The 25,838-nt window shown below is 71.3% G+C and carries 20 protein-coding genes and 1 pseudogene; 13 read left to right on the forward strand and 8 right to left on the reverse strand.

The genetic code is table 11. The annotated features are described in order from the left end of the window. From ACFYZB_RS24650 to ACFYZB_RS24665, 4 genes and pseudogenes are all read right to left on the reverse strand, one after another. A pseudogene (locus tag ACFYZB_RS24650) lies at positions 1 to 2,026 on the reverse strand (hypothetical protein); the annotation flags it as partial. Between the two features lie 690 nt (positions 2,027 to 2,716). Beyond that, positions 2,717 to 2,845 carry a hypothetical protein gene (locus tag ACFYZB_RS24655; RefSeq protein ID WP_388762339.1) on the reverse strand — a complete coding sequence of 43 codons (129 nt, stop codon included), beginning with the start codon at positions 2,843 to 2,845 and terminating at the stop codon, positions 2,717 to 2,719. Positions 2,846 to 2,905: 60 nt separating this feature from the next. After that, positions 2,906 to 4,195 (reverse strand): hypothetical protein, encoded by a 1,290-nt coding sequence (locus ACFYZB_RS24660; RefSeq protein WP_388762342.1) that lies wholly within the window; start codon positions 4,193 to 4,195, stop codon positions 2,906 to 2,908. Between the two features lie 62 nt (positions 4,196 to 4,257). Further along, on the reverse strand, positions 4,258 to 4,755 hold the full coding sequence (locus ACFYZB_RS24665) for a SigE family RNA polymerase sigma factor (protein ID WP_351209677.1): 498 nt from the start codon (positions 4,753 to 4,755) through the stop codon (positions 4,258 to 4,260). Between the two features lie 250 nt (positions 4,756 to 5,005). Here ACFYZB_RS24665 and ACFYZB_RS24670 point away from each other — a divergent pair, with 250 nt between their 5' ends. The 6 genes from ACFYZB_RS24670 to ACFYZB_RS24695 all read left to right on the forward strand — a co-directional run bounded on the left by ACFYZB_RS24670 (position 5,006) and on the right by ACFYZB_RS24695 (position 14,100). Further along, the gene (locus ACFYZB_RS24670) at positions 5,006 to 6,355 is read left to right on the forward strand and encodes an alpha/beta hydrolase family protein (RefSeq protein WP_388762346.1); all 1,350 of its coding nucleotides are present in this window, start codon (positions 5,006 to 5,008) and stop codon (positions 6,353 to 6,355) included. 327 nt (positions 6,356 to 6,682) lie between these two features. Further along, on the forward strand, positions 6,683 to 8,932 hold the full coding sequence (locus ACFYZB_RS24675) for a HAMP domain-containing protein (RefSeq protein ID WP_388762349.1): 2,250 nt from the start codon (positions 6,683 to 6,685) through the stop codon (positions 8,930 to 8,932). Positions 8,933 to 8,947: 15 nt separating this feature from the next. Continuing rightward, a complete protein-coding gene (gene pgsB / locus ACFYZB_RS24680; RefSeq protein WP_388762352.1) occupies positions 8,948 to 10,405 on the forward strand; it encodes a poly-gamma-glutamate synthase PgsB in 1,458 nt (485 codons plus the stop codon). Further along, a complete protein-coding gene (locus ACFYZB_RS24685) occupies positions 10,402 to 10,884 on the forward strand; it encodes a poly-gamma-glutamate biosynthesis protein PgsC/CapC (protein WP_351209669.1) in 483 nt (160 codons plus the stop codon). The genes pgsB and ACFYZB_RS24685 overlap by 4 nt, the downstream gene beginning before the upstream one ends. Before the next feature lie 43 nt (positions 10,885 to 10,927). Beyond that, positions 10,928 to 12,019 carry an NlpC/P60 family protein gene (locus tag ACFYZB_RS24690; protein ID WP_388762356.1) on the forward strand — a complete coding sequence of 364 codons (1,092 nt, stop codon included), beginning with the start codon at positions 10,928 to 10,930 and terminating at the stop codon, positions 12,017 to 12,019. Between the two features lie 56 nt (positions 12,020 to 12,075). Then, positions 12,076 to 14,100, forward strand: a complete 2,025-nt coding sequence (locus tag ACFYZB_RS24695) for an ArnT family glycosyltransferase (RefSeq protein ID WP_388762359.1) — start codon at positions 12,076 to 12,078, stop codon at positions 14,098 to 14,100. Positions 14,101 to 14,215: 115 nt separating this feature from the next. Here the strand turns inward: ACFYZB_RS24695 and ACFYZB_RS24700 are convergent, their stop codons facing one another. Genes ACFYZB_RS24700 through ACFYZB_RS24710 form a run of 3 tightly spaced genes read right to left on the reverse strand, consistent with a single transcriptional unit; the run spans position 14,216 to position 16,685 of the window. Beyond that, complete coding sequence (locus ACFYZB_RS24700; RefSeq protein ID WP_351209663.1) at positions 14,216 to 14,401, reverse strand: hypothetical protein; 186 nt, start codon at positions 14,399 to 14,401, stop codon at positions 14,216 to 14,218. After that, positions 14,398 to 15,309: a class I SAM-dependent methyltransferase gene (locus ACFYZB_RS24705; protein ID WP_388762364.1), complete on the reverse strand. Its 912-nt coding sequence runs from the start codon at positions 15,307 to 15,309 to the stop codon at positions 14,398 to 14,400. Before ACFYZB_RS24705 ends, ACFYZB_RS24700 begins: the two co-directional genes overlap by 4 nt. Continuing rightward, complete coding sequence (locus ACFYZB_RS24710) at positions 15,306 to 16,685, reverse strand: cytochrome P450 (RefSeq protein WP_388762368.1); 1,380 nt, start codon at positions 16,683 to 16,685, stop codon at positions 15,306 to 15,308. Before ACFYZB_RS24710 ends, ACFYZB_RS24705 begins: the two co-directional genes overlap by 4 nt. 318 nt (positions 16,686 to 17,003) lie before the next feature. Here ACFYZB_RS24710 and ACFYZB_RS24715 point away from each other — a divergent pair, with 318 nt between their 5' ends. From ACFYZB_RS24715 to ACFYZB_RS24745, 7 genes are all read left to right on the forward strand, one after another. Further along, positions 17,004 to 17,372, forward strand: coding sequence for a hypothetical protein (locus tag ACFYZB_RS24715; RefSeq protein ID WP_067299400.1), 369 nt, complete (start codon positions 17,004 to 17,006; stop codon positions 17,370 to 17,372). A 40-nt stretch (positions 17,373 to 17,412) separates the two neighbouring features. Beyond that, positions 17,413 to 18,411: an ABC transporter ATP-binding protein gene (locus ACFYZB_RS24720; protein ID WP_388762371.1), complete on the forward strand. Its 999-nt coding sequence runs from the start codon at positions 17,413 to 17,415 to the stop codon at positions 18,409 to 18,411. Next, a complete protein-coding gene (locus tag ACFYZB_RS24725) occupies positions 18,408 to 19,298 on the forward strand; it encodes an ABC transporter permease (RefSeq protein ID WP_351209653.1) in 891 nt (296 codons plus the stop codon). Before ACFYZB_RS24720 ends, ACFYZB_RS24725 begins: the two co-directional genes overlap by 4 nt. A 62-nt stretch (positions 19,299 to 19,360) precedes the next feature. Then, positions 19,361 to 20,656, forward strand: coding sequence for a cytochrome P450 (locus tag ACFYZB_RS24730; protein WP_388762374.1), 1,296 nt, complete (start codon positions 19,361 to 19,363; stop codon positions 20,654 to 20,656). Then, complete coding sequence (locus tag ACFYZB_RS24735; RefSeq protein WP_388762377.1) at positions 20,656 to 21,906, forward strand: flavin monoamine oxidase family protein; 1,251 nt, start codon at positions 20,656 to 20,658, stop codon at positions 21,904 to 21,906. The genes ACFYZB_RS24730 and ACFYZB_RS24735 overlap by 1 nt, the downstream gene beginning before the upstream one ends. Further along, positions 21,903 to 22,901: a Rieske 2Fe-2S domain-containing protein gene (locus tag ACFYZB_RS24740; RefSeq protein WP_388762380.1), complete on the forward strand. Its 999-nt coding sequence runs from the start codon at positions 21,903 to 21,905 to the stop codon at positions 22,899 to 22,901. Before ACFYZB_RS24735 ends, ACFYZB_RS24740 begins: the two co-directional genes overlap by 4 nt. Continuing rightward, the gene (locus tag ACFYZB_RS24745; protein ID WP_388762383.1) at positions 22,898 to 23,668 is read left to right on the forward strand and encodes an alpha/beta fold hydrolase; all 771 of its coding nucleotides are present in this window, start codon (positions 22,898 to 22,900) and stop codon (positions 23,666 to 23,668) included. The genes ACFYZB_RS24740 and ACFYZB_RS24745 overlap by 4 nt, the downstream gene beginning before the upstream one ends. Positions 23,669 to 23,750: 82 nt before the next feature. On the opposite strand, the gene ACFYZB_RS24750 is transcribed toward ACFYZB_RS24745, so the two are convergent. Next, positions 23,751 to 25,757 (reverse strand): carbamoyltransferase C-terminal domain-containing protein, encoded by a 2,007-nt coding sequence (locus tag ACFYZB_RS24750; protein ID WP_388762385.1) that lies wholly within the window; start codon positions 25,755 to 25,757, stop codon positions 23,751 to 23,753. Between the last annotated feature and the right edge of the window lie 81 nt (positions 25,758 to 25,838).

The following is a 25,838-nucleotide window of genomic DNA, read 5'->3' on the forward strand; positions in this document are numbered from 1 at the left end:
CCTCATCCGTGATACCCATTTTCAGGAGTTGGAGCCCAATCGAACTGACTTCTTCCCCTGCTGCGACGGCACGCTCCAGCCATGCACGCCCCTCATCCGTGATACCCATTTTCAGGAGTTGGAGCCCAATCGAACTGACTCCTTCCCCTGCTGCGACGGCACGCTCCAGCCATGCACGCCCCTCATCGGTTTCACCGCTGCTGATTAAAGAGGTACCGACGATCGCCGCTTCTCCGGGGGTCACGTGCGCTGTGAAATGCTCAAGCCATGCACGCCCCTCCTCCACCAGATCTTCATTCACAAGCGAGCTGTATACTACGAGGATAAGGGTCAGCTTTTCGTCGCTTTTTTCAACGGCGCGCTCAAGCCAAGCGCGCCCCTCTACCGCTTCACCCTGCGCGATCAACTGACATCCAATTACGACGGACAGCGCCAATCGATCATCATCGTCTACGGCACGGTCAAGCCATGCACGCCCCTCTGCCGTTTTACCTAGGGTTATAAGCCCGAGGCCAATTTCCATGGCTACAAGTGCTCGATGATCACTACCTGCGGCACGCTCAAGCCAGCTATGCCCCTCAGTCGCCTCGCCTTGCTCAATGAGAAACAGTCCGAGATCCGCTGCCGCATCAATATTCCCGCCGTTCGCGGCGCGTCTGAGCCACTCACTCCCTTCATGTTCTTTTCCTTGCTCAATGAGGAGCAGTCCGAGTTCTTTTGCAGCGTCAAGGTTTCCGCCGTTTGCGGCTCGCTTCCAAGCAAGCTCTGCAATAGACGGTAGGTCGTGCGAGTGAGCAGTCGACCCGATGGCCAAACATGCATCGAGCGCCGCATTCTCTATAAGTACTGTCCATTGCGATTCGGGAATGGTGATTGCCAGGTGGCTCCTGTTCTGAGCACGCTGGACGAGGATGTCTGTAACGCGATAGCCGTCAAGATGACCAATCTCCGTCGCGTCAGGAGCCAAAAGAGAAGCTGCCCCTCGGACTGGCCTGCAGGCCCATTCCATCGCCCGATCAAACCAGTCCTCGACCGGCTGAATCCGCTGCGATCGGCTCAGATGTGCGGCACACAAAACCTCAAGCGCCCTTGCTGGGAGGGGCTCCGGGTGTCCGCACAATCGTGCATCCACAGCTGCACTGACAACAGCTGCACCAAATGGGTCCGCGGCCTGTTCCCACCGGTGAATTAGCTCAGGAGCAGCAGCCAGTGCCTCGGTGAGGCGAGCGCCTTCTTTCTGAGCTAGTGCCTCCGCAAGCCGAGGATCCGCGTCGGCCAAGTCCCTTGCTCTCGCCTGTTCGGAGGGGCTAAATTCCGAAATGGTGAATTGGCGAGCCAGCCGGAGAATTTCTCTAGCATCCCTGTCTATCTCCTGGCCATCTCGAAGAGAAGCCAGGCCGCTCATTCTTTCATAGTCAAGCGAATTCATCGTACCCACGAGCACGACTGGCCTCGTGCGGTCTAAGAGTATCCGCCGTACCGTTTCCAACTTCAGTTGTCCAGGCCCGATGAAGATCTGGGTTTCATTAAGCCAAACCACTGTTCGCGTAAGGTCCGAGCCGCTGTTTACTAATGCTGTCAACTGCTCAGCACTGGAAGGCATGCACATGCGCCAATCGGGCAGCACTGCATTGACCGCCTCGTATGCGCACCGGGTCTTTCCTGCTGCGGCTGGGCCAACGAGCAGAATGAACCCTCCATTCAGGCTTGCTCGCCGCAGCGCGCTATGCATATCTGTATCGACATCACGTGATACGTACGTTGGGAGCTCAACCGGTAACTCGGAATTAGCGCCAGGCGGCAGTGGGATAGAAGGATGGATACCCAGGAGCGCCCGGTCATTTACCTCTCGAACCAATGGCAAGGCACGGTCGGCCCCAACCAGCAGTCGAAGGGACGATTCTTCTTGCTGAGCTTGTTCCCCATCCAATCTTGCCCGCTGTGTCAAGGTGTCAAGTCGGGCCTGCATCAGTGGCGTGGCCACCAGGAGCAACACGCCGCCCAGTCCGGCGACGACAGTTGTCACCCACGCTGGTCCTGGCAACTTCACTACGTTGAGTACCGCAGGTCCCACAGTGAACAGAGCTACCGCAAGCAGTGGGCCAATCAGCGCAGCCCATGCCATCCCTCGCCGTCGCATGTCATACAGGATGCCGCATCACGCCTGTATGGGTGGAGTGTTGCTGGCTGAGCGGGGGCGGGGGCGGGTGGAGCGAGAGCCGTGGCAGTACAGCAGTGGAGTACAGCAACAACCGTGACCGCAGCCAACCGACAATGGCCCTCGACGGTCGACCGACCAGCCCACCAGACCTCTATGACTGCCCAGCCGATAGTTCGGGACGAAGAGGCCGTGCCAGAACCGTGCCAGGTCGTGCGGGGAACCACGGGGAATGGCGGGGACCAGGTCGCCGGCCAGTCAGGCGCCGTAGCCGCTCCACCACAGGTCAGCCCAGCAATCGCCCCTACAAGACCCGAGCTTCCCAAGCTGAGAGCGCGAGTTCGATTCTCGTCACCCGCTCCACGATGAAACCCCAGGTCAGTGACCTGGGGTTTGTTCATTGTCCAATCCGTCGGGGATGCGGCTCCTCAGGTCGCGATCATGGTGAGCTGCTCGATGCCGTGGCGCTTGCGGAGTTCGACGATGGCCTCGGGGCCGACCTGGTTGTTGACCAGCCGGCCAGTTCGCGCAGGTACTCCTCGTGAGGGGGCACGAAGATCATGCTGCCGGGGCCCGCCCGCAGCACGTTCCGGCCGTGCCCAGGAGTTCGGTGACCAGTTCGCGCAGCGCGTCGACCTGGGAGCCGGGGCGCATCAGCGCGACCTGCGCGTGGGTGTGGTGCAGCACGCGCGCGGCGACCGGGCGGCGCTCGGCGTCGTAGGCGCTCGCGCCGCTGCCGGCCCACGCTCAGCCGGTGAAGAAACGGTTGTCGAGGGCGATCGTCAGTAGCCGGTCCATGGTCAGTGCCGGCTGCGGGCGGGTCACCGGGGCGCTCTCGGCGTACGAGTTGACCTCCCGCACCGCCACCCGGCGGCCGTCCGGACGCAGGGTGTCGACCAGCCACACCACGGCCGGACCGCCTTTCTCCGAAGGCTCCTTGACCTTTTTGACCTCGGTGCCGTCGGCCAGGGTCAGGGCCTCGCAGTCACCGGAGACACCGGCGCAGCCCATGTTCCCGGCCAGGTCGGCGGTCATGTCGTACTGCGCGTCGGCCTCCACCATGTTCTTCCCGTGGCCGTCGTCGTACACCAGCTGGACCAGACCGTCGCTCGCGTTCAGGTCGGAGACGGTCCCGGTGTGGGGCAGGTGTGACTTCAGCACGCTGGTCATACGGGCCCCGGGCACCTGCTTCCTCCCGGCGGAGGGGCTCGCGGAGGGGGCTTCGTGCCGGGCCGGCAACGCGGCGATCGCCTTGTCCCAGGCCGGGCTGCGCACGACGGAGGCCAGCTGGGCCATCGACAGCAGCGGGTCCGCTCCGCCGGACGAGCCCTTCTCACCGCCGCCGCCGTACTCCTGCACGGTCAGCTGCACCCCGTCGGAGGTGGTGAGCACCACGTACCAGCGCTTCTGCCCGGTGTCACTGCTGGGATAGGTGAACGACTTCGTGGTGTTGAGCACCGCGCCGCGGGGGAGCTTCTGCGTGGTGCACTTGTCGTACGGGCGCACCTCGACCGGAAGGCAGCCGCCCTGGCCCTGCTGGTCCGCGGGGACGCCGGGGTCCAGGCGCGCGATGTCGATGTCGACACCGGAAGAGCCGTGCGCGGTGGAGTAGGTGAGCCGGGCGGCCGGCCAGACGACGGGGCCGTCCGACCGGGAGCCCCGGCCCGAGGCGGCGGAGACGGTGCCGCCGGGCGGCAGCAGGCTCGTCAGCGTACGGACCATCTCCTCCCCGCTGACGGACGGCCGAGGGGAGGACGGCTGCCCGGTGGAGTGGCCTCGGGCGCCCGGCCTCAACTGCTCCGGCGCGCCGGCACCGCCCGGACCGCGGAGGGTGTCCGTGAGCGTCAGGGTGCCGCCCGCGGCGACCAGCGCGAAGGCGGCCGTGGCGGTGGCCACCTGGGTGGCGCGGACCAGCCGCATCCGCCGGCCCCGCGCGATGGAACGGCGCACCAGGTCGGCGGAGTGGGGTGGGAACTGGGCGGCGGCGCGGCTCATGGCGCGCGTCAGCCGTTCGTCGCGGTCCTCGGTGGGTGACATGGTGGATCTCCGTTCGTCTGGGCGTCGGTCGGCCCGGGGGGAGCGCCGTCAGGCCGGGCTCGTCATGCGGCCAGGTCGGCCAACTGGTCGCCGAGTAGGGCGCGCAGCCGCTCCAGGGCGCGCAGGCTCCGGACCCGGACGGCTCCCGGCGTGAGGCGCAGGATCTGCGCGGTCTCCTCCACCGAGCGGTCCTCCCAGTAGCGGAGCACCAGCACGGCACGGTCCTTGGCCGTCATCCTGGCCAGGCCGTCCAGCAGGGCCATCCGCAGTTCCGCGTCCGGCGCGGGGCCGGCCGTCTCGGGCAGCCGGTCGCTGGGGCGTTCGGTGGAACTGCGGCGGCGGCGCTGGGAGATGAAGGTCCGCACCAGCACGGTGTTGGCATAGGCCACCGGGGAGTCGACCCGGTTGATGCGCCGCCAGGAGCGGTACATCTTGGCGAGGGTCTCCTGGACCAGGTCCTCGGCGAGGTGCCAGTCGCCCGCGAGCAGGCAGGCGGTCCGGAACAGGGGCCCGCTGCGGGCGGCTGCGAACTCCAGGTAGTCCGCGGGTGCTTCCCTCACCGTGTGTCCTTTCATGGTCGGACGTCATCTCTCACACGCGCTGGGGGTGCCTCCGCGTTACGCGTCCGACAGGGGATGCGGAGGGTGCCGAGCGCCTCGGCACGACGCGGGCGTTCCGGACGTACCGCAGGGGGCGGCCGGCGTCATGGATCGGGGATCCGGGGAGCGTGGGTGGCGTCGGGTGCTGCGGCGGTACGGTGTGCGGCAGCCGATCGCGTGTTCTGCGATCGCTGACCACCAAGGGGGTTACATGAAACACCGCCGCCCGCGCCACCGTCGCAGAACGATCGCCAGAGCGGTCGGTACGGCGGGCGCACTGGCCGTCGCCCTGGGTGCGGGGATGACACCGGCGATGGCCGCCGGGAAGGCGTCCACCCAGCCCGCGGCCACCGGCTTCTCGCCCGACGAGCCCGACCGGAACGCGCCCTGGGCGCCCGAGAACGACGAGGGGGCGCTGCACCACAAGGCCGTGCACCCTGAGGCCCTGAGGTCCGGCCGCACGGACACGTCCGGTCTCCAGCTCAACATGCCCGCGCCGACGGGGCCGTACAGCGTGGGCATGGTCGGCCTGCACCTCGTCGACAAGTCCCGTACTGATCCCTACGTGCCCGGCAGCACCTCTCGCGAGCTGATGGTGTCGCTCTGGTATCCGGCCACCAGCACGTCCGGGCACTACCAGGCGCCGTGGATGCCGTCGATCTCCGGCGCCCACTTCCTCGCCACGCGCGGGCTGTCGCCGCAGGAGGTGACCCTGCCGAGGACCGCGGGCCACGTCCTCGCCCCGGTGAACACCCATCTCGGCAAGCTGCCCGTCCTGCTGTACTCGACCGGGCTGCACTCGGACCGCGCCATGGGCACCGCGCTCGCCCAGGACCTCGCCAGCCGCGGCTACCTCGTCGTCACCGTCGACCACACCCACGACGCCAACGAGGTGCAGTTCCCCGGCAACCGGCTCGAGGTCAACACCATGCCGGCGGGCGCGCACTCCTCCGACACCCTCAACGTGCGCGCGCACGACATCCGGTTCGTCATCAACCAGCTCTCCACGATCAGCAACGGCGGCAACCCGGACCCCGGCCACCCCACGCTGCCCTCCGGGCTGTCGGGCGCCGTGGACATGTCCCGGATCGGGATGTTCGGCTGGTCGCTGGGCGGTGCGGCGGTCGACACCTCCATGCAGCTCGACAAGCGCATCGCCGCCGGTGCCGACCTGGACGGCCAGTTCTTCGGGTCGGCGCCGAGCAAGGACCTGGACCGGCCCTTCATGCTCTTCAGCTCCGGCACCCACAACCGCAACAACGACGGGTCGTGGCGCACGCTGTGGTCGCATCTGAAGGGGTACCGGGTCGACATCCAGCTCCACGGCGCGGCGCACCTGTCGTTCAGCGACAACGAGTGGATGGTGCCGCAGGAGGCGGCCCTGCTCGGGCTCTCCCAGGCACAGCTCCAGCAGCAGTTCGGCACGATCGATCCCGACCGGGCGGTCAAGGTCCAGAGTGACTACCTCGCGGCCTTCTTCGACCAGGAGCTGCGCCACCAGCACAGCACCCTGCTCGACGGCCCCGACAAGAGGTACCCGGAGATCTCGTTCGTCCGCTGACCGGACGCCGGCCGGGCGCTGCCCGGCAGCCGGCCGGACAGCCGGCCTGACGTCCGAAGGGCGGGTCCCGTTCGCGGGTCCGCCCTTCGGCGTGCCGGGGGCCGGCGGTCCCGCATGCGGCGGCCGTCGCCCGTGGCCCTTCACACGTACGACACAGGGACGTAAGTGTGATGGAAATGTGATCGCACGAGGCTAGAGTGTTTGTCCTATCGAACATTCGGGCGCTCGGCGCCAATTGAGGAAGGATCCCCTGCCCTGCCCTCCGCACCCCGGGCGCCGCGCCGACACCGCACCCGCCGCCGCGCCGATATGCCGATGCTCGGCGGGGTGCGCCCGCCGATCGCCTCACTCGTCGTACTCCTGCTGGTCGTGGCCGCCCTGACCGTGATCGGCCTCGACGGCGTACACACCGACCCGGTACCGCAAGCCGTGCTGAACGGCGAGCAGCAGACCGCCGCGGACACCGCGCTGTCGGTGCGCACCGCGATCGACGTCGAGGCGAGCACCGTACGCCGTACGGCGGGCGCGTACCCGGCGACGAGCACCTCGACCCCCGCGACCGCGCTCAAGGCGCTGACCTCCGCCAGGAAGCCGGTCCTCGGCAGCGCGCTGCTCGACCCGCACACCGGCAGACTGCTGGCGGCCGGCGGCAAGCCGGTGCCGCTGGCCGGGGTGGACGTCGCCAGGACGGCGTCCGGGCACGGCGCGATCCGGCCCCGGCTGGTGGCCTCGGGCGGCACACGGCAACTGCTGTACTTCGCCAGGGTCACGCTGCCCGCACAGCAGGAGGACGCCAACCAGGACCAGAACCAGGCCCCGAGCCGGACCGAGCGGCAGTGGCTGCTCGTGCTCTCCGAGGCGCTCCCCGCCCTCACGACGTACGGCGACGGACGCACCGCCGAAGTGCTGGACGCGAGCGGCACGGCGCTCGCCACCACGGCCCACGGCACCTCGCCGGCCGGCGCCGACAGCGGTCTGCCCGCCGCGGCGGCCGGCGCGGCGAAGGGGTCGGGGAGCGGCACCGACGCCTCGGGGAGCCTGCTGGGCGCCGCCACGGGCAGCCGGCACACGGTGGCCGGCTGGGCCCAGGTCGCCTCGATGACCGGTCCGGGCGACACCGACGACCTCGGTCTGGTGGTGCTGACCACCCGCCCGGTGCCCACCACGACCAGCGCCGCCGACTACTCGCGCTTCGCGCTCGAGGCCGCGGGGGCGCTGGCCGGTCTGGCGCTGCTGCTCGGGCTGGCGCTGCACTTCCTGGTGCAGCGGCCCCTGCTGCGGCTGTATCTGTCCGCCGGCCGCCTGGCCCGGGGCGCGACCGAGGACGGGCCGGGCACGCTGGAGGAGCTGTACCGGCCGGTTCCGGTGCACGGCTTCGGGGAACTGGCCCGGATCGGGCGGGCGCTGGAGTCCCTGCGCCGGCAACTGCTCGGCGAGAGCGGCCCCGAGGAGTTCCCGGCCCGGCGCGGACCGGGCTACCGGGCGCTGGCCGTGGTCGGCGTCGTGGTGGTGGCCTGCTGGGCGGTGCCGATGATCTTCACGCTGAACCGGGCCGACACCGCGACCGCGGTTCCGGGTCCGGTCCTCGCCGACCAGCAGGCGCGCACCCAGCTCGCGGCGAACCGTATCCGGCAGTCCCTCGACCAGTCGTACACCGACCTGAGCGACGTGGCGGCGGGTCTGCCGGGCAGGAGCCGCGCCGCCCAGACCGAGGTTCTGCGGCACACCCTCACCGACCACAAGCAGTACCGCTCGCTGTATCTCCTGGACCGCTCCGGCGGCATCACGCTGAGAGTGGGCGACACCCCGCTGCGCACCCTCGTCCACGTGCCCGACGGCGGCGGGATCACCACCGTCAACACCTCGGGCCGGATCCCGGCGATCGCCGCCTACGCCCAGGTCCGGGCGGTCAAGGGCAAGGCCCCGGCCGCCGGGGTCGTCCTGTTCGGGGAGATCGACGTGAAGGCGCTCAACTCCGTCCTGCCCAGGCCGAAGCTGGGCAGCGTCTGGGTGACGAACGACGAGACCAAGGTGCTGGCGGCGAGCGTGGGCTACCGCGCCTTCCAGTCGCTGCCCGATTCCGGCCTGACCCGTCTCGCCCGCTCCACCCAGGGCGCCGCGGGGACCGCGGGCACCGCGACCTCGGCGGTGCTCCGCTCGTCCTCCGGCCCGTCGGTCGACGCCGCCGCTCCGCTGGCGCAGAGCGGCCCGACGGCCCGCCTCGGCTGGCACGTGGTGACCGCGGAGCCCGCGGCGGCGCTCCAGATCCCCGCGGTGCAGGCCGAGCAGCGCACCATGCTCGCCGGGATCCTGGGTCTCACCCTGGGCGCGGCCTGCCTGGGCTGGCTGCACGTCGTGGTGATCCGGCCGCTGCGCTCGGTCGCCGTACTCGTCGAGCGGCTCGCGGGCGGCGACCGCCGCACCGTGCTGCACCCGGTCAACCACGACGAGGTCGGCTCGGTCACCCGCAGCCTGGAGTTGATGCGCCAGGCCCTGGCGGAACGCGACCGGGCGGCCAGATCCGGTCACGCCGCCGGGCCCTCCCGGTCCCTGCGCGAGACCACCCTCCAGCGGTAGAAGGACGGAATCGGCGTGCTCTTCCTCTATGTCATCGTCCTGCTGTGCTGCGCCGCGCTGTGGATCGCCGGAATCGTGGAGCAGCGACGGCACTTCGCCTCGCTGGAGCAGATACCGACGCGGGTGCTGGTCAACGGCATCCGCGGCAAGAGTTCCATCACCCGGCTGTGCGCGGGCGCGCTGCGCGGCGGCGGCCTGGTCACGGTGGCCAAGACCACCGGCACCGCGGCCCGGTTCATCCACCCGGACGCCACCGAGGAGCCGGTGTACCGCAAGTTCGGGCTGTCCAACATCGTCGAGCAGATCGGCATCGTGCGGCGGGCGGCGACCTACCGGCCGGACGCGCTGGTGATCGAGTGCATGGCGGTGATGCCCGCGCTGCAGGAGATCAACCAGGAGAAGCTGATCCGCTCCACCATCGGCGTGCTGTGCAACGTCCGCGAGGACCATCTGGAGGAGATGGGGCCGACGCTGGACGACGTCGCCCGCTCGCTCTCCCGCTCGATGCCGGTGGGCGGGGTGTGCGTGACGGCGGAGAAGGACCGCTTCCACATCCTGCAGGAGGAGGCCGCCGCCCGTGACTGCAAGCTCGTCTACGCCGATCCGGAGACGGTCACCGACGAGGAGCTGCGCGGCTTCAGCTGGTTCACCTTCAAGGAGAACGTGGCGATCGCCCTCGCCGTCGCCGAACTGCTCGGCATCGACCGGCAGACCGCGATGCAGGGCATGTGGGACGCGCCGCCCGACCCGGGCGTGCTGTCGGTGGAGCGCTACATCACCCCCGAGGGCAAGAAACTGCGGTTCGCCAACGTCTTCGCGGCCAACGACCCCGAGTCGACGCTGATGAACGTCAAGCAGCTGGAGGACCTGGGCGCGATCAGACGGCCGCTCAACGTGGTCATCAACTGCCGCCCGGACCGGGTGGAGCGCAACGGCCAGATGGGCGCGATCGTCCCCGACCTCGCCGCCGAGACGGTGTTCCTGATCGGCCACCCGACCAAGAGCGCCCGCGACGCGATCCCGGCCTCTTTCACCGGGCGGGTGGTGGACCTCGGCGGCGACAAGCGCGACCCCGAGGAGCTGACCGCGGCGATGCTCGCGGAACTCGGCCCGGCCTCCTCCCTGGTGGCGATCGGCAACATCCACGGCCAGGGCGAGCTGTTCCTGGAATGCCTCGCCGAACTCGCCCTGGACGACTCCGAGGACCCGCTCGACGCCGTACCCGACGGCGACGGACTGGACCAGGAGACCATGCAGATCGCCGTACCCCGCCGGCAGATCGCGGTGGCCCGGCCGCCCGAGCCGGAGCCGTACAGCTGGGTGGCACCGCTGGAGACACCGGCGTACGGCTTCCACATCCCGGAACAGCGCGAACTCGCCCGCCGGTACGCAGCCCGCCAGGGCCGGCCCGACGGCAAGGGCGCCGCAGACGACCACTCCTACGACCCGTCCCAGTCCTCGAGGAACCCGTGATCCCCGCCCACCTCACCGCACAGACCGCCGCGCTCGGGATCGCCCTCGGGCTGGTCTTCTCGCTCGTCTGCTACCTGACCACCAACCTCTCCCCCGGGGGCATGATCACCCCGGGCTGGATCGCCCTCACGCTCGTCACCGACGTGCAGATGGCCGGCCTGATGGTCGCCGTGGCGGCGGTCACGTACTTCCTGACGAAGCTGCTGCAGCGCACCGTGATCCTCTACGGCAAGCGGCTGTTCGCCGCCGTGGTGCTGTGCGCGGTGCTGGCGCAGACCACCGTGATGCTCGCCCTCAACCACGAGTTCCCGCTGCTGTACACGTCACAGACCCTTGGCTTCATCGTCCCCGGCCTGGTCTCCTACCAGATGGTCCGCCAGCCGATGGCGGCCACGCTCATCTCGACCACGGCGGTGACGCTGGCCACGTACGTGGTGCTGGTCGCCGGTCTGCTGATCGGCGCCCTGCCCACCGGCTGACCTGTCCACCGCCCCTCACCTCGCACTTCCAGGAGGATCGGCCATGCACTCCCAACCCGTCGGCAGGGGCAGCCGCCCGACGCGCCGCGCCGTGCTCGGCACGATCGCGGGCCTGGCGGCCGCCGGGGTGGCGGGCGGGTACGCCTGGGACCACCTCGGGCACGGCAGCGGCGGCAGCGACGACCGCACCGGTACGGCCGCCGACGGCACGGGCGCCGGCCCGAGCGCCCGGGCCACCGGGCCCCACACCTTCGAGCGGCTGTCCGCCCCCGACCGCACCGTGGTCCGCGCCGCCGACGGCGGCACGCTCGCCACGTTCACCGACGGCGCCCGTACGGCCGTACTCACCGGGCCGAACCGCACCTTCAGCGAACCGCGGACCACCGAGGCCAAGGTGAGCACGGACGCGTGGGTGCGGGTGCTGCCGCACGAGTGGCAGCCGGGCATGGAGAAGTCCGCCTGGTTCAAGGGCTGGTTCCGCAAGGCGCTCGGCGACACCAGCCCGGACGTCTTCGCGGTGGCGTTCGAGTACAGCAGTGCCGGGGCGCCCGACAAGCACAACGCCGCCGGCGTGCGCTACGCGGGCACCGCCCACTTCGGCCCGCGCAACGCCAAGGTCAACAACCCGCTGGACTTCGCCTACCACGACGAACAGTCCGACTTCTACGACTATCTGGGCATCGACTGGACCTTCCCGGACGGCACGCGCGTGCAGCCGGAGCAGGACCGCTACGGCGACGTCGACTGCTCCGGCTTCCAGCGTCTGGTGTGGGGCTACCGCATGGGCATCCCCCTGCACAACACCAACACCCGGGGCGCCGGCCTGCCGCGCCGCGCCTTCGCCATCGCCGCCTACGGCCCCGGCCGCCTGGTGATCCCCGACACCGGCACGCAGCCCACCGATCTGGGCGCGCTGCAACCCGGCGACCTGGTCTTCTTCGCCATCATCAAGGACCGGCCCAACTTCATCGACCACTGCGGCATGTACATGGGCCTCGACGACCAGGGCCGGCACCGCTTCTACTCCAGCCGCTCCGCCGCCAACGGCCCCACCCTGGGCGACCTGTCGGGCCGCTCGCTGCTGGACGGCACCGACTTCTACGCCCGAGGCTTCCGGGCGGCCCGCCGCCTGTGAGCCGGCCGCCCGTGCACCACCGCCCCACCTGACCTGCTGATCCGAGGACCACTGCCATGACCGCCATCCCCGCCGTCCAGCCCACCGGCGCGCACCGAGGCCGCCGGGCGGCCGGCCGCCGCTCCGGCCGGCCGGAAGACGCCCCGCGCTGGGAGCGCCCGGCGCTCGCCGCGGTCCTGGTCACCGCCACGGTGCTGTACTCCTGGGGCATGGGGCACGCCGCGCTCCACCCCTTCTACGGCGCGGCGATACGGTCGATGGCCGCCGGCTGGCGGGCCTTCTTCTTCGGCGGGCTCGACGCCGCCGGTTCGATCAGCATCGACAAGCTGCCCGGCGCCTTCTGGCCCGACGCGGTCTCCGTCTGGCTCTTCGGCCCGCACACCTGGGCGGCCGCACTTCCGCACGTCGTCGAGGGCGTGCTCACCGTATGGCTGCTGCACCGGATCGTCCGGGCCTGGGCCGGTCCGCTCGCCGCGCTGATCGCGGCGCTGACGCTCACCCTGACCCCGGTCACCGTGGTCCTCAACCGTGCCACCATCCCGGACACCGCGCTCACCCTGCTCCTGGTGGCGGCCGCCGGAGCGCTGCAGAAGGCGGTGCGCACCGAGCGGCTGCTGCCGCTGATCACCTGCGGGGTCTGGGTCGGGCTCGCCTTCCAGACCAAGATGCTGCAGGCGTGGCTGGTGCTGCCGGTCTTCGCCGCCGTGTACCAACTCGTGGCGCCGGGCGCGCCGTTGAAGCGGGCGCTGCGCGTGCTGCTGAGCGGTGTGGTCGCGCTGGCGGTCTCCTGCTCCTGGGTGCTGATCGCCTGGGCGACACCGGCCGCCGACCGCCCGTACCTCGACGGAACCTCCGACAACAGCCCGTTCGCCCTGGTCTTCGGCTACAACGGCCTGAGCCGCTTCAGCAGCGACGCCACCGCGTTCGGCGCCGTCGCGGGCACCGCCGCCAGCCGCACCACCGGCAACACCGGCTGGGACATGCTGATCAACCACGCGGTCGGCCCGCAGATCGCCTGGTTCCTGCCGCTCGCCGTGCTCGCCGCGGTCCTCGGTGTGGTCCGGCGCGCCGGGCAACCGCGAACCGACCTGCTGCGCACGGGATTTGTGCTGTGGGGTGGCTGGCTGGCCGTGCACGCCGTGGTGTTCAGCGCCTCCAACGGCAACCACGCCTACTACACGGCCGTCATCGCCCCGGCGCTCGCCGCACTGACCGGCGGCGGGTTCGCGCTGTTCTGGTCGGAGCACGAGGCGACGTACGGCGCGAAGCGCGAGGCGCCGGGCGAGGCGCCGTACGACGCCATGCACGACGCCACGTACGGCGCCAGGTACCACGGCACGTACGAGCCGGTGCGGGAGGCGGGGCACCCGACGGGGCACGAGGCGGGCGGCCGATGGCACATGGCGCTGCCGGCGGCGATCGTGCTGACGGCGGCGTGGGCGCTGGTGCTCGACTGGCCGACCCGGTTCGTCGCGTGGCTGCTGCCGGTCGCCGTGATGCTCGCGCTGTGCGGCGTGGTGGGCCTGTGGACCCGCGGCCCGCGCACCTCCCCACGGTTGGTCCACGCCGCCCTCGCCGCCGGGATCGCGGCGACCCTGGTCGTACCGGCCGGCTGGGCCTTCTCCAGCCTCGACCCGCTCTACGCGGGCGCCTCCACCTCGCCGATGACCGGTCCGGTCGGCAGCGCGTACCATCCCCGCCACGCTCCGCGGCGGATAGGGCTCGACCAGCCCAGCGCCCGCGACACCGCCCTGCTCGACTACCTCACCACGCACCGCCACGGCGAGAAGTACCTGCTCGCCACCCAGGCCGCCTACACCGCCGAGCCCCTGCTGCGCGCGAAGTCCGAGCCCATCCTGGTCATGGGCGGCTTCACCGGCAGCACCCCCTTCCCCAGCGCCCAGGAGCTCGGCGGCCTCGTCAGCGCCCACCAGGTGCGCTACGCGCTGCTCACCACCCAGCGCCCCACCACGCCCGCCACCACCTGGGTGAAGTCCCACTGCACCCGCATCCGCCCCTCCGCCTACGGCCGCCGCACCGGCGGCAGCTTCACCCTCTACGACTGCAGCCCCAAGGGGTGAGGCGACACCCCCTGGCAGGACGGGACAACGAACAAACCCCAGGCCGCTGACCTGGGGTTTCATCACCCGGTGGGGTGGCCGGGGCCTGGTCGCCCCGGCCGCCCCACCGCCCTGCTCAGTAGCGGGGCTTACGGGTGAGGGCGATGCCACCGAGCAGGAAGGCGACGCCGAGCACACCGGCGACGATGGCCGAGGTGGTGTCGGCCGGCTTGTGGCTGGCGTCCATGACGGCGGTGAGCAGTCCCGCCACGGCGCTGATGTAGCAGAAGATCGTGATGAAGATCTTCACGTTGGGGTTCACTTGGGTGCCTTTCGTTCGGTGGTGCGAGGGGTTTTCCCAGGGGTTTCCTGCGGTCCGCGACCGGCGGGAGCGGTCGCGGCGACGGTGAGGCCGAGCAGCATCACCCAGGCGTCGGGGTCCGCCCGGAAGCGGTTCCAGCGGTCCGAGGCGAGGGCGAGTTCGGCCAGGGAGAGGACGCCCCGGGCCACCAGGGGCTCCAGGCGCTGCGGGCCCAGCTGCGGGGCGAAGGCGTCCGTGGGGTGATCGTCGTTGGTGGTGGCGAACGGCCTGAGGACGACGTCCTCGAAGCCCGCCGCCCGCAGCAGCCGGGGCAGGCGGCGGCCGATCGCACGGTCCCCGCCCGCGGCGCGCTGCGCGGCGGCCATCTTGGCGTGCACGCCGCCCAGTTCCGGGTAGGACGGGTCGGCCGCACCCCAGCAGGCGGAGTCGACCTCGGTACAGGCGACCCGGCCGCCCGGCCGCAGCACCCGGCGCACCTCGGCCAGTACGGCGGCCGGGTCGGGCACGTGCTGGAGCACATAGCGCAGCAGGACGAAGTCGACGCTGCCGTCCTCCAGGGGCATGGCCGCGGCATCAGTGACCAGCAGGGTGACGCCGGGGCCGGCGGCGTGGGCCAGCAGGTCGGCGTCGATGTCGGCGGCGACGAGCGCGGTACCGGCCGGCAGCGCGGGGCGGAGCCGGCGGGTCACCGCGCCCGATCCCGCGCCGACCTCGACAACGGTGGGGCGGGGACCACCGGCGGTGGAGCAGATGCCGAGGTCGCGGAGGATGCGCAGTTCCTCGGCGAAGGAGAGTTCGGCCTGGGCCTCCAGGCGGGCCAGCTCCGCCGGCAGGCCGCCGCCGGTGGTGCGGGCCGGGTCGTACGAGCCGCCCGGCGGGCGGGCCGTTTCGGGGACGAGCGCGCTCATCGGGGCCTCGCAATCATGGTCATGCCGTGCTTCGGGCGCAGGGTGACCAGGGCCTCGGGCTCCACCTCGAACCCCCGGGCGGTCTCCAGCCGCACGGACTGGGCGAGGGTGGCGAGCACCAGCACCGCCTCGAGCATGGCGAGGTGCTGACCGACGCAGATCCGGTCGCCGCCGCCGAACGGCAGGTAGAGGTGGCTGGGCAGGGCGGCACCGTCGAAGCGGTCCGGGCGGTACGCGTCGGGGGCGTCCCAGTACGCGGGGTGCCGGTGCAGCACCCACTGGCTGACGCAGACGAGCGTGCCGGGCTCGACGTGGTAGCCGCCGATGACGTCGGCGCCCACCGCCCGGCGGGAGATCAGCCACACGGGCGGGTAGAGCCGCATCGCCTCCTTGACGGCCCGTTGACACACCGGCAGGTCGGCGAGGTCCGCGGCGGTGGGAGGACGGCCGCCGAGCACCCGGTCGACCTCCTCGCGGACCTTCGCCGCCTCGTGCGGGTGCCGGTCCAGCAGATGGAGTGTCCAGGTCAGGGACTTGGCGGTGGTCTCGTGCCCGGCCATGACGATGGTCAGCACCTGGTCGCGCAGATCCTCGTCGGAGACCAGGTGGTCGGCGGACATCATGGAGTCCAGCAGGTTTCCGGCAGGGCCGGAGCCGGGCGCCGACGGCCCCGCCGCACGCCGTGAGGCGATCAGTGTGCGGGTCACCATGTCCAGGAAGGCCCGCGCGCGGCTGAAGCCCGCGAACCGGCGTGCGGTGTCCGCCGGGTCGGGGTCCGGGTCGGGCACGTAGTGGCCGATGCACCGGTTGACGGCGTCCACCGCACGCCCGAAGCCCTCGCCGATGCCGTCGAGGTCGGCGCCGAGGATGGCCCGGGTGAGGATCCCCAGAGTGAGCGCGGTGAGGTGCTCGTCCACCGCGAGCGGGGTGCCGGCCTCGATCGCCGGGCGCCAGCGCTCCAGCATGCCGGAGGTGGCATCGGTGACGATGCCGTCGAAGGTCCTGACCGAGCTGGGCCGGAAGGCCGGGGCGGTCAGCTGGCGTTGGCGGGCCCAGTCGTCGCCGTTGCTGGTCAGGAGCCCGTTCCCGAGCAGCGGACGCAGCATCGCGTCGTCCGGGGTGCCCTCCTTGGTGTAGTTGGCCCCGTTGTCCTTGAGTACATGGCGGGCGTATTCCGGGGTGTTGAGCAGGTAGACGGTCTCGCCGTCGGCCCGGTGACGGGTGATCCCGCCGTAGGTGCGGGCCAGTTCGGTGATGAAGGACAGGGGCGACTCCCGCATCACCGCCATGTCGATGTCCCCCGGCGGGCCCGGTGGAAGGGCCTCGCCCCGGGGGCCTGACCGCGGGACGCCCTGCGTCGTCGTGTGCGTAGGCACGGTGCGGACCACCTCCGTTTCTTCTCTCATGTCGCATACGCCGTACGTATTCCACGCGCCATACGTAATCGGAATTCCCGAATACGTACGCCGCGATCGGCCATACGCATTCGGATACGTATTCCGATGCGTAATCCAATACGTATTCATGGCTTCACTCGACTCGGAATCTACCGCACCCGCCGAACGTGCTCAATACTTATCCCTGGAGCCGGAACTGACGTCTTGGCAGCCTTCCAGACGGCGTGCAATTGTTCATTCGCCGGCAGCGGAAAGCAGACGCCGCAGGCAAACCGGAACCAGAAAAGGAAAAGTCTCATGGCTTTGGACCAGCGGAAGCGGGCCGAGTTCGTCAACGGCTACACCCGCGCCCTGATCAGCGCCTGGTCGAGCGAGGAGTACGCGGCCCGGCTCCAGTCGGACCCCCGTGCCGCGCTCGCCGAGGCCGGCCTGGAACTCCCGGCCGACGCGGAGATCGTCATCGTCTCCACCGCCGCCGAGGGCGAGCAGGAGGGCAACCTCGAGGTGCAGGTGGAGCTCTACGAGATCGGTCTGGCGACCGGTCGCTACGAGTTCCACATCCCGAAGACGCCGCAGATCGACACCGCCGAACTGAGCGAGGGCGACCTGTCGGACATCGCGGCCGGCGGCAACTCCTGCTGCTGCCCGTGCTGCTGCTGCACCTGATCCACCCGATCAATCTGAAATCCACCTAGGAGCGATCCAAGTGGCAACTGCCGTCGGGGAGAACCCGGTCTCGGTCCGCGGTCTTCGCAAGAGTTATGGCGACTGGCACGCGGTGCGTGGGCTGGACTTGGACATCCATCCGGGAGAGGTCTTCGCCCTGCTCGGGCCCAATGGCGCGGGAAAGACGACGACCGTCGAGATCCTGGAAGGCGTCCGCCAGCGAACCGGCGGTGACGTCCGAGTCCTCGGCTGCGACCCAGCCGAGGACCGGCGCGGGTGGCGCGCGCGCATCGGCGTGGTGCCCCAGAACACCGGCGCCTACGCGGACCTGACGGTACGCGAGGTCGTCGAGCACTTCGCGGCGTTCTACCCGGCGCCGCTCCCGGTCGGCCAGGTCATCGACATGGTCGGTCTGGGCAAGCACGAGAAGAAGCAGAGCACCGACCTGTCCGGCGGACAGGCCCGGCGCCTCGACGTCGCCGTGGGCATCGTCGGCGACCCGGACCTGATCTTCCTGGACGAGCCCACCACCGGGCTGGACCCGGTGGCGCGCCGGGAGGCCTGGGACCTGGTCCGGTACTTCTCCGAGCGCGGTACCACCACCGTGCTCACCACCCACTACCTCGACGAGGCCGAGGCGCTCGCCCAGCGCGCCGCGGTGATCGTCGCCGGCCAGGTCGTCCTGTCCGGATCCCTTGCCGAGTTCGGCGCCCGCTCGCAGACCCCGACCACGGTCTCCTTCCGGATGCCGCCGGAACTCGCGGGACGTACGCTGCCTGTTCTGCCGCCGCAGTCCCAGCCGCTCGCGGACTCCGCGGACGGCGTGCTGCGCATCGCCACGCAGACCCCCACCGCGCTGCTGTCCGCGCTGCTCCCCTGGGCGCGTGAGGCGGGCGTCGCAGAACTCCCCGAGCTGCGGGTGCACCGCCCCACGCTCGAGGACATCTACCTCGATCTCATCAGGGAGAACGTCAGCGGCACCGACCGCGGCACCGACGACCTCACCAGCGACCGCACCACCGAGGCGGGCACCCGATGACCCTCACCGAATCCTCTACGGGCCGCAGCGACCGGGCCGTGCCGACAGCGGAGCGTGCGATGGCCGAGTCGACGGCCGAGTCCCCCCGAATGCCCGGCGTCTGGCGGGCCTCCGCGGCCCGCTCCAAGGTCGAGCTCAGGGCGTTCTTCCGCAACAAGCAGTCGCTGGTCTTCACCCTGATGTTCCCGGTGATCCTGCTGGTCGTCTTCGGCTCGATCTTCTCCGGCAAGGTGGCCGGCACCCAGACCGACCTCAAGCAGGTCTTCATGGCCGGCATCGTCGCGGCCGGCGTGATGAGCACCGCGTTCTCCGGGCTCGCGATCAGCATCGCGATCGAACGGGACACCGGTACGGTGCGCCGGCTGGCGATGACGCCGATGCCGAAGTCCGCCTACTTCATCGGCAAGCTGGTGCGTGTGATCGTCACCACCGCGCTGGAGACGGCACTGCTGCTCGGCATCGCGCTGACCCTGTTCGGCCTTCCGCTGCCGAGCACGGGCGAACGCTGGGCGACCCTGGGCTGGGACCTCGCCCTCGGGACCGTCGCCTGCGCCATGGCCGGTGCCGCGTACTCGGCACTGATCCCCAACAGCCGTTCCGCGGCGGCGATCGTGACGCCGGTCTTCATGGTGCTGCAGTTCATCTCGGGTGTCTTCTTCCCCTTCGGCCAGCTGCCGCACTGGATGCAGACGGTGGCCGCGTTCTTCCCCGTCAAGTGGATGGCGCAGGGCTTCCGTTCGGTCTTCCTGCCGGACTCCTTCACCGCCGTGGAGCCGGCCGGCAACTGGGAGCTGGGACATATCGCGCTGGTCCTCGCGCTGTGGGCGCTCGGCGGCCTGGTGGTCACCGCCCTGACCTTCCGCTGGCGCGGGCCGCGGGTCCGCTGACGTCCCCAGGAGCGGGAGCGGGAGCGGGAGCAGAAGCACTAGCAGAAAGCAGGAGCAGGACCATGACCATGGCGCCGGTGCGCCTGCCGGAGCACCTCCACCACCCCTTCTCCCCCGTGGGGCGGACCAACCCCCATCCGGCGTACCGGTGGCTGCGGACGCACGATCCGGTGCACTACGACGCCGCCTCCCGGCTCTGGCTGGTCACCGGGCACGCCGACTGCCAGACGGTGCTCCGCGACCCGCGGTTCTCGGCGGCCAAGGGGCAGCGCGAACGCGCCCGTGACGACGCGCTCCCGCCGTCGATGCTCACCACCGACCCGCCGGACCACCACCGGCTGCGGGCCCCAGGGGCACTGCTCCTGGGGCCGTCCGCCGTCCGGTCCATCGCCGGGGATCTGGCCCGCGACGTCGACGAGCTCCTCGACCGGCTCGGCCGCCGCCCGGCGGCCGAACGGCCCGACGCGGTGGCCGACATCGGCCGGCCGCTGGCCACCGCCGTCTTCGGCCGTCTCTTCGGGCTCCCGACGGCCGAGTACGCCCGCTTCGAGACCCTCGCCCGGGCCGCCTCGATCAACCTCGACCCCATGGTCCCGCCGGCGCGTGCCGCCCTCGGGCGGACCGCGGCCGCCGCGCTCACCCGTCATCTGGACGCGCACACCGCCACGCTGACGCCGGGCGGCAGCGCCGCGCCGCTCGCCGCGTTCGCGGCCGACGACCGGCTCACCAGGGCGGAGATGCTCGGCGTCCTCAACCTGGCGGTGGTGGGCGGCTGGCAGCCGCTCGCCGAGCTGGTCGGCAACGCGCTGTGCACCCTCCTCCCCGACCGCGCCGCGGTGCACCGGCTCGCCACCGCCGACGACACGAGCGGGGAAGGCGGCGACGCGGGCGGAGCAGGCGGCGATGGGGGCGGTGAAGCGGCCCGTCGCGCCGTGGACGAGCTGCTCCGGCTCGAGGCCCCCATCCCGTTCACCGCCCGGGTCACCACCGACACCGTGGACCTGGCCGGCGGCACCCTCCCGGCCGGCGCCCGCGTCCTCGCGGTGATCTCCGCGGCCAACCGCGACCCGGCCGTCTTCGCCGCCCCCGACGAGCTGCGCGTCGACCGGCACCCCAACCCGCACCTGGCCTTCGGCGGCGGCCCGCACTTCTGCCTGGCCGCCCAGCTGGTCCGGCAGGCGGGCGCCCTGCTGCTGCCGCGGCTGCTGCGCCGGTTTCCCGGGATGCGCGGCCCGCACGGTACGCCGGACTGGGACCGGTGCCTGGTGCCGCGGCGCCTGCGCGTCTTCCCCGTGGACCTGGGCGTCCCGGGCCCGGACGGCACGGAACCCGGAACGGCAGAGGAGGACCACCGCTGATGCGGGCCGATGTCATCGTGGTGGGCGCCGGCGCCTCCGGCCTGGCCTGCGCCGGGCGCCTGCGCCGGGAGGGACTGACCGTGGTCGTCCACGAGGCCCGGGACCGGGTGGGCGGCCGTATCCACACCTTCCGCCCCGCCGACGGCGGACCTGCGCTGGAACTCGGCGCCCAGGTGGTGCACGGCGCGCGCAATCCGGTGCACGCGCTGGTCGGCGCCGACCGGATGACCACCGTGCCGCGCCGGATCACCGCCCGCATCGTCCAGGACGGCGCCAACCAGGACATGGGCGTCCTGGGCGGCCACGGCCGTCGTCCCCCCTGGCTGCTGGAGGCCGGGCTGCACCGGGCCCTGGGCCCGGCGGGCGGGTCGGTCGGCGCCTGGCTGGACGCCCGCGGCAGCGCGCACCCGGAAGGACGGGCCGCCAAGGAGTGGTTCCGGCAGAACTGGGCCGCCGAACCGGACGAGCTGAGCGCCCGCGCAGTGGCCGACGCCCACCGGGGCGATGCCGCCGTCGGCGAGGGCGAGTTCGCCGTGCACGGCGGATTCGACCGGCTTCCGCTGCTGCTCGCGCAGGACCTGCGGATCGAACTCGGCGATCCGGTACAGGAGATCCGCTGCCTGCCCGGACGGGTCGAGGCCACCACCGTACGGGGTACGACCAGCGCCTCCGCCGCCGTGATCACCGTGCCGCCCCCGGTGCTGGCGCAGGGGCGGCTGCGCATCACCGGACCGGACCCCGCCGTGCCCGCCGCGAAGCTCGCGGCCGCCTGCCGGATGCCGCTCGGCGACGGATTCTGTGCGGTGGTCACCCTGACCCGCGAAGCGCCCGACGACGTCATCACCTTCGACGTCGACGGCAGGGGCGGTTTCGTCCGTTGCTCCGCGGGCCGGCCGGAGGTGCTGTTCGTGGCGAAGGCCGGGGCGGCCGGGGCCCTGCGCGCCGCCGTGCGCAGGGCCCCGGCGCTGTCGGGGCTGCTGGAGACCGTCATGCCCTGGACGGCGGGCGCCCGGGTGGCCGGCCTGACCGTCGCGGACTGGGGGCGGGATCCGTGGACGACCGGCGCGTTCACGGCCCCGCGCACCGGCCGCGCGGACGCGGTACGGCAATGGGCCGCACCGGTGGACGACACGCTCTTCTTCGCCGGCGAGGCGACGGTCACCGGCAGCCGGCTGCCCTGGGTGCAGGGCGCCCTGGCGAGCGGCGAGCGGGCGGCAGAGGAACTGCTCAAGGTATTGGCGAATCGATGACCATGGAATCCACGACAGTGCACAACGGCTGGTATCTGCTGGCCTTCCGGTCCGAACTGGCCCGGGAGATCACCCCGCTGGCGGTCGGCCACCGCCGTCTGATCGCCGTGCGGGACGACGACCGGATCCGGGTCTTCGACGCCGACTGCCCGCATCGCGGCGCCCACCTCGGGTACGGCGGCACGCGCCAGGGCGACTGCGTGGTCTGCCCCTTCCACGGCAAGCGGATCGCCCTCGGGGACGCCGCCAGGCGCTGGTCGGTGGCCGAGCACCCGGTGCTCGCCTGGGGCGAGGCGCTCTTCGTCCGGCTCACCGACGACCCGGGCGGCGACCGCGGCTTCGAGCAGGCCGTGAAGGCGTGGGAGACCACCTACCCGCTGGTCAAGGCCGTCACCCTGCCGGTCGCGGTGGCGTCCGAGTACGTCGTGGAGAACGCCTTCGACCCCGACCACTTCAAGGCCGTCCACGGGGTGCCCGGCACCCGGGGAATGGCGACACGGGCGGGCGACGGCGGGGAACTCGTGATCGAGGGCGAGTTCCTGATGCAGACCTCGCCCTGGCAGGACGCCCGCCGGCTGGAGGAGGTGCGCTGGGAGGCCGTACGCACCAGGACCGTGCGGTGGGACTACAAGCCGCGGTTCCTCGCCCACGCGTTCAGCCCGTCCGTCGTGGTCACCGAGTTCGGGCCACCGGACGAGGTGCATGTGATCGTCACCGGCTCGGTGCCGACGGCCGAGGGCGGCTGCGTCGCGCGGGTCGCGATCGGCGTGCGCGGCGATCAGCGGTCCGCGCTGCCCGCGCTGATCGAGGGCAGCGAGAAGGCACTCGGCGAGGACAAGGTGGTCTGGGAGCACCTGAACCCCCACGCGGCCGTCGAGTACGACGCACGCGACGCACCCGTGCGTGCCTTCCGCGCCTTCTGCGCCGACTTCGGCACCCTGCCGGACCGGGTGGGCGAGGAACAGGCGGCCGACGACGCCGGGGCGGCTCGGTGAGCGGGCTCCGTCTGCATCGTTCCGGCAGCGGACCGGGCGTGCTGTGGCTGCACGGCTACACCATGGACTCCACCGTGTGGCGGCCGCTGTGGGACCGGCTGCCCGGCTGGACCCACATCGGCGTGGACCTGCCCGGGCACGGCGGCTCCGCCCCGATCCCGGCCGGGCTGACGCTCACCGGACTCGCCGGGCAGCTCGCCGAGATCGCCCAGGACACCGGGGCCCGGCGGGTCGTCGCGCTGTCCTTCGGTTCGATGGCCGCGGTGGAACTCGCCGTACGGCAGCCACAGGTGGTCGAGCGCCTGGTCGTGGCGGCACCCACCCTCGCCGGTACGGCCAACGACGCGGCGGCGAAGGTGCGTTACCGCCAGCTGGCGATGCTGTACCGGATGACCGGCCCCGGGGAGCAGCTAGCCGATCTGTGGATGCAGTCACCGCCCGACATCTTCAAGGGCACCGAACGGCACCCGGAGCTGCGGGCCGCGCTGCGGGCCGTCGTCGCCCGGCACAGCTGGGCCGAGCTCGGCGACCGCGCGATGGACGGGCTGACCGCCTGCCGGCACACCGAGGACGATCTGCGCCGGATCACCGCGCGCACCCTGGTGGTCGTCGGCGCCGAGGACATGCCCGCGTTCGTCCGCAACGGCGAAAAGCTTCAGGCCACGGTCCCGGACTGCCGGCTGCTGACGCTGCTCGACTCCGGGCACCTGCCGCTCCTGGAACGACCCGGGGCGGTGGCCCCGCTGATCGCTTCGCATCTGAACTGAACGGCACACGGAACTGAACTGATCCACGGATGGGGGGCGGGGCATCGCGCCCGGCCCCCCGTCCGCCTGTGCGGCCCTCGCCTCAGCGGCCCCGGCGCAGCGGGTTGATGACGCCGAAGGCGCCGGTCAGCGTCGAGGGGTCGACGAAGGAGCCGCCGGGACCGTGGGTGCGCCGGAAGTTGGCGACGAGTCCGGCGAAGGACGGGTCGACCCTGGTGCGGTAGGCGGCGAGCATGTTGACCCGCTCGGGAGTCGAGATCTCCTGCTCCGCGCGCAGCTCATGGCTGCGGGACAGGTGGTACATGCCCTCGACCGTGTAGCCGCGGTCCAGCCAGCTCTGCCACAGCGCGTCGCGGTCCGCCTCCTGGCCCGCGAAGTACTCCAGGGCGCGCGGGCGCGGGCCCTCGGGCGCCGGGGTCGCCGGCACCGGCTCCGCCCGCAGCTCCACCCGGCGCCCGCACAGGTACAGCACGCCGATGCCCTTGCGGACGCAGAGGTTCAGCGCCTCGGCCGCGGTGTCCACGATGGCCTCGCCCTTGTCGTTGAGCGAGGTGTTGCACAGGATCGGCACGCCGGTCGCGGCCCGGAAGGCGTCCAGCGCCCGGTGCAGCGCCGGGTTGGCCCGCGCGGTGACGGTCTGGTGCCGGGCCGAGCCGTCGAGGTGGACGATGGCGGGCACCAGATCGCGCACTTCGGGCCGCACCTGCACCGCTTCCAGCATGTACGGCGACTCACGGTCCGAGGCGAACCACCGCGGTGCGTGCTCCGCCATCACGACGGGCGCGACCGGCCTCCACCACTGGCGGCGCTTGATGTCGTTCAGCAGGTCCTTGACCTTGGCCGACCGCGGGTCGCCGAGCAGGCTCCGGTGACCCAGCGCGCGCGGCCCGAGCTCGGCCCGGCCGTCGACCCAGGCGATGACGCCGTCGCTGACATCGGCGACGAACCGCTCCGCCGAGAAGTCGGTGACCGAGGCGATCCACGGGGCGAACTCGGCGAGGGCGTCCTCGGTGTCCGTGACGTCACGGCCGAAGTAGGCGGAGTCGATGCGCAGGTCGGCCGTCTGAAGTGCGCCCGAGCCGTACAGGCCGAGCAGGCCCAGGCCGATGCCCTGGCCGGAGTCGTTGGCACAGGGCGGGGTGATCAGCCCCTTGAAGCCGAACCGGTCCATCAGCAGGGTGTTGGTGGGGCAGTTGAGCGCGTAGCCACCGCTGGTCGACAGATACGTGTCCTCGGCCCGGATGCCGCCGGCCGCGAGCAGCCGCTCGACGTTGCGGACGGCGATCGACTCGCAGCAGCGCTGGACGACCTTCATCACCGCGCTGCGCAGGTTGTCCTCGCGGCTGAGCGCGGGGTCGAGGGGCGTTCCCTCCAGCTGGCGTTCGGCTTCGGCGACGATGTCGCGCACCAGGTCATGTGCCTGCTTCCACGGCTGCGTCGTCGATCCGCCGAAGAATGTCACGCCCTCGATCGCCGCTTCGGCGTCGAACTCGATGCTGGTCGGTGACGCCGAGGCCAGGGCCATCAGCGAGCCCGGTTCCAGGCCGAAGACGGTCTCGGCCGCCGTGTAGAGAGGCCCGGGTGACTCGACCGGCTCGAAGCTGAGCTGTCCGGCCTTGGCCACGCAGCCCGCGTACCAGTAGCGGTTGGGACGGTTCTCCTGCGCGTAGTCGGGGAGGGCGTCGATGGCCAGACCGATGATCTGTCCCTCGCGGAAGAGCCGGGTGTCGCGCAGGACACCGCTGAAGAGATGGGCCAGGCTGTGCACGGGGAAGTCCTCGGCACCGGCCGGCTTCGGCACGGGCCGGTCCTTCGGCAGGCCGGGAGTGCCCCAGCAGGCGCTGATGTCGGCGAGGGTCAGGCCCTCTTCGGCCAGCAGGGCGTCCAGGAACGCCGTGGCGCGCTCCTCGGTGTAGAGCGGCCAGAAGTGGTGCTTCTGTCCGCTGATCCGTTCCAGCTCCCAGACGCGGACCAGCGTCAGCGCCGATCCCTCCCGCCGCCAGAGGGCGACGTTCTGGTCGTGGCGCACGGAGAACACCGCGCCCGCCCCGGGCGGCGTGAGATAGGCGGACAGGAAATGCTCGGTCACGATTCCTCTTTCCTCTCGCTGCCAGGACGAGGTATTTCCGGTCCACCGCGAGGGGAGGAGTCATCCCCGCCAAAGACCAGC

It is taken from the genome of Streptomyces sp. NPDC001852 (assembly GCF_042891825.1).
Taxonomy (GTDB): domain Bacteria; phylum Actinomycetota; class Actinomycetes; order Streptomycetales; family Streptomycetaceae; genus Streptomyces.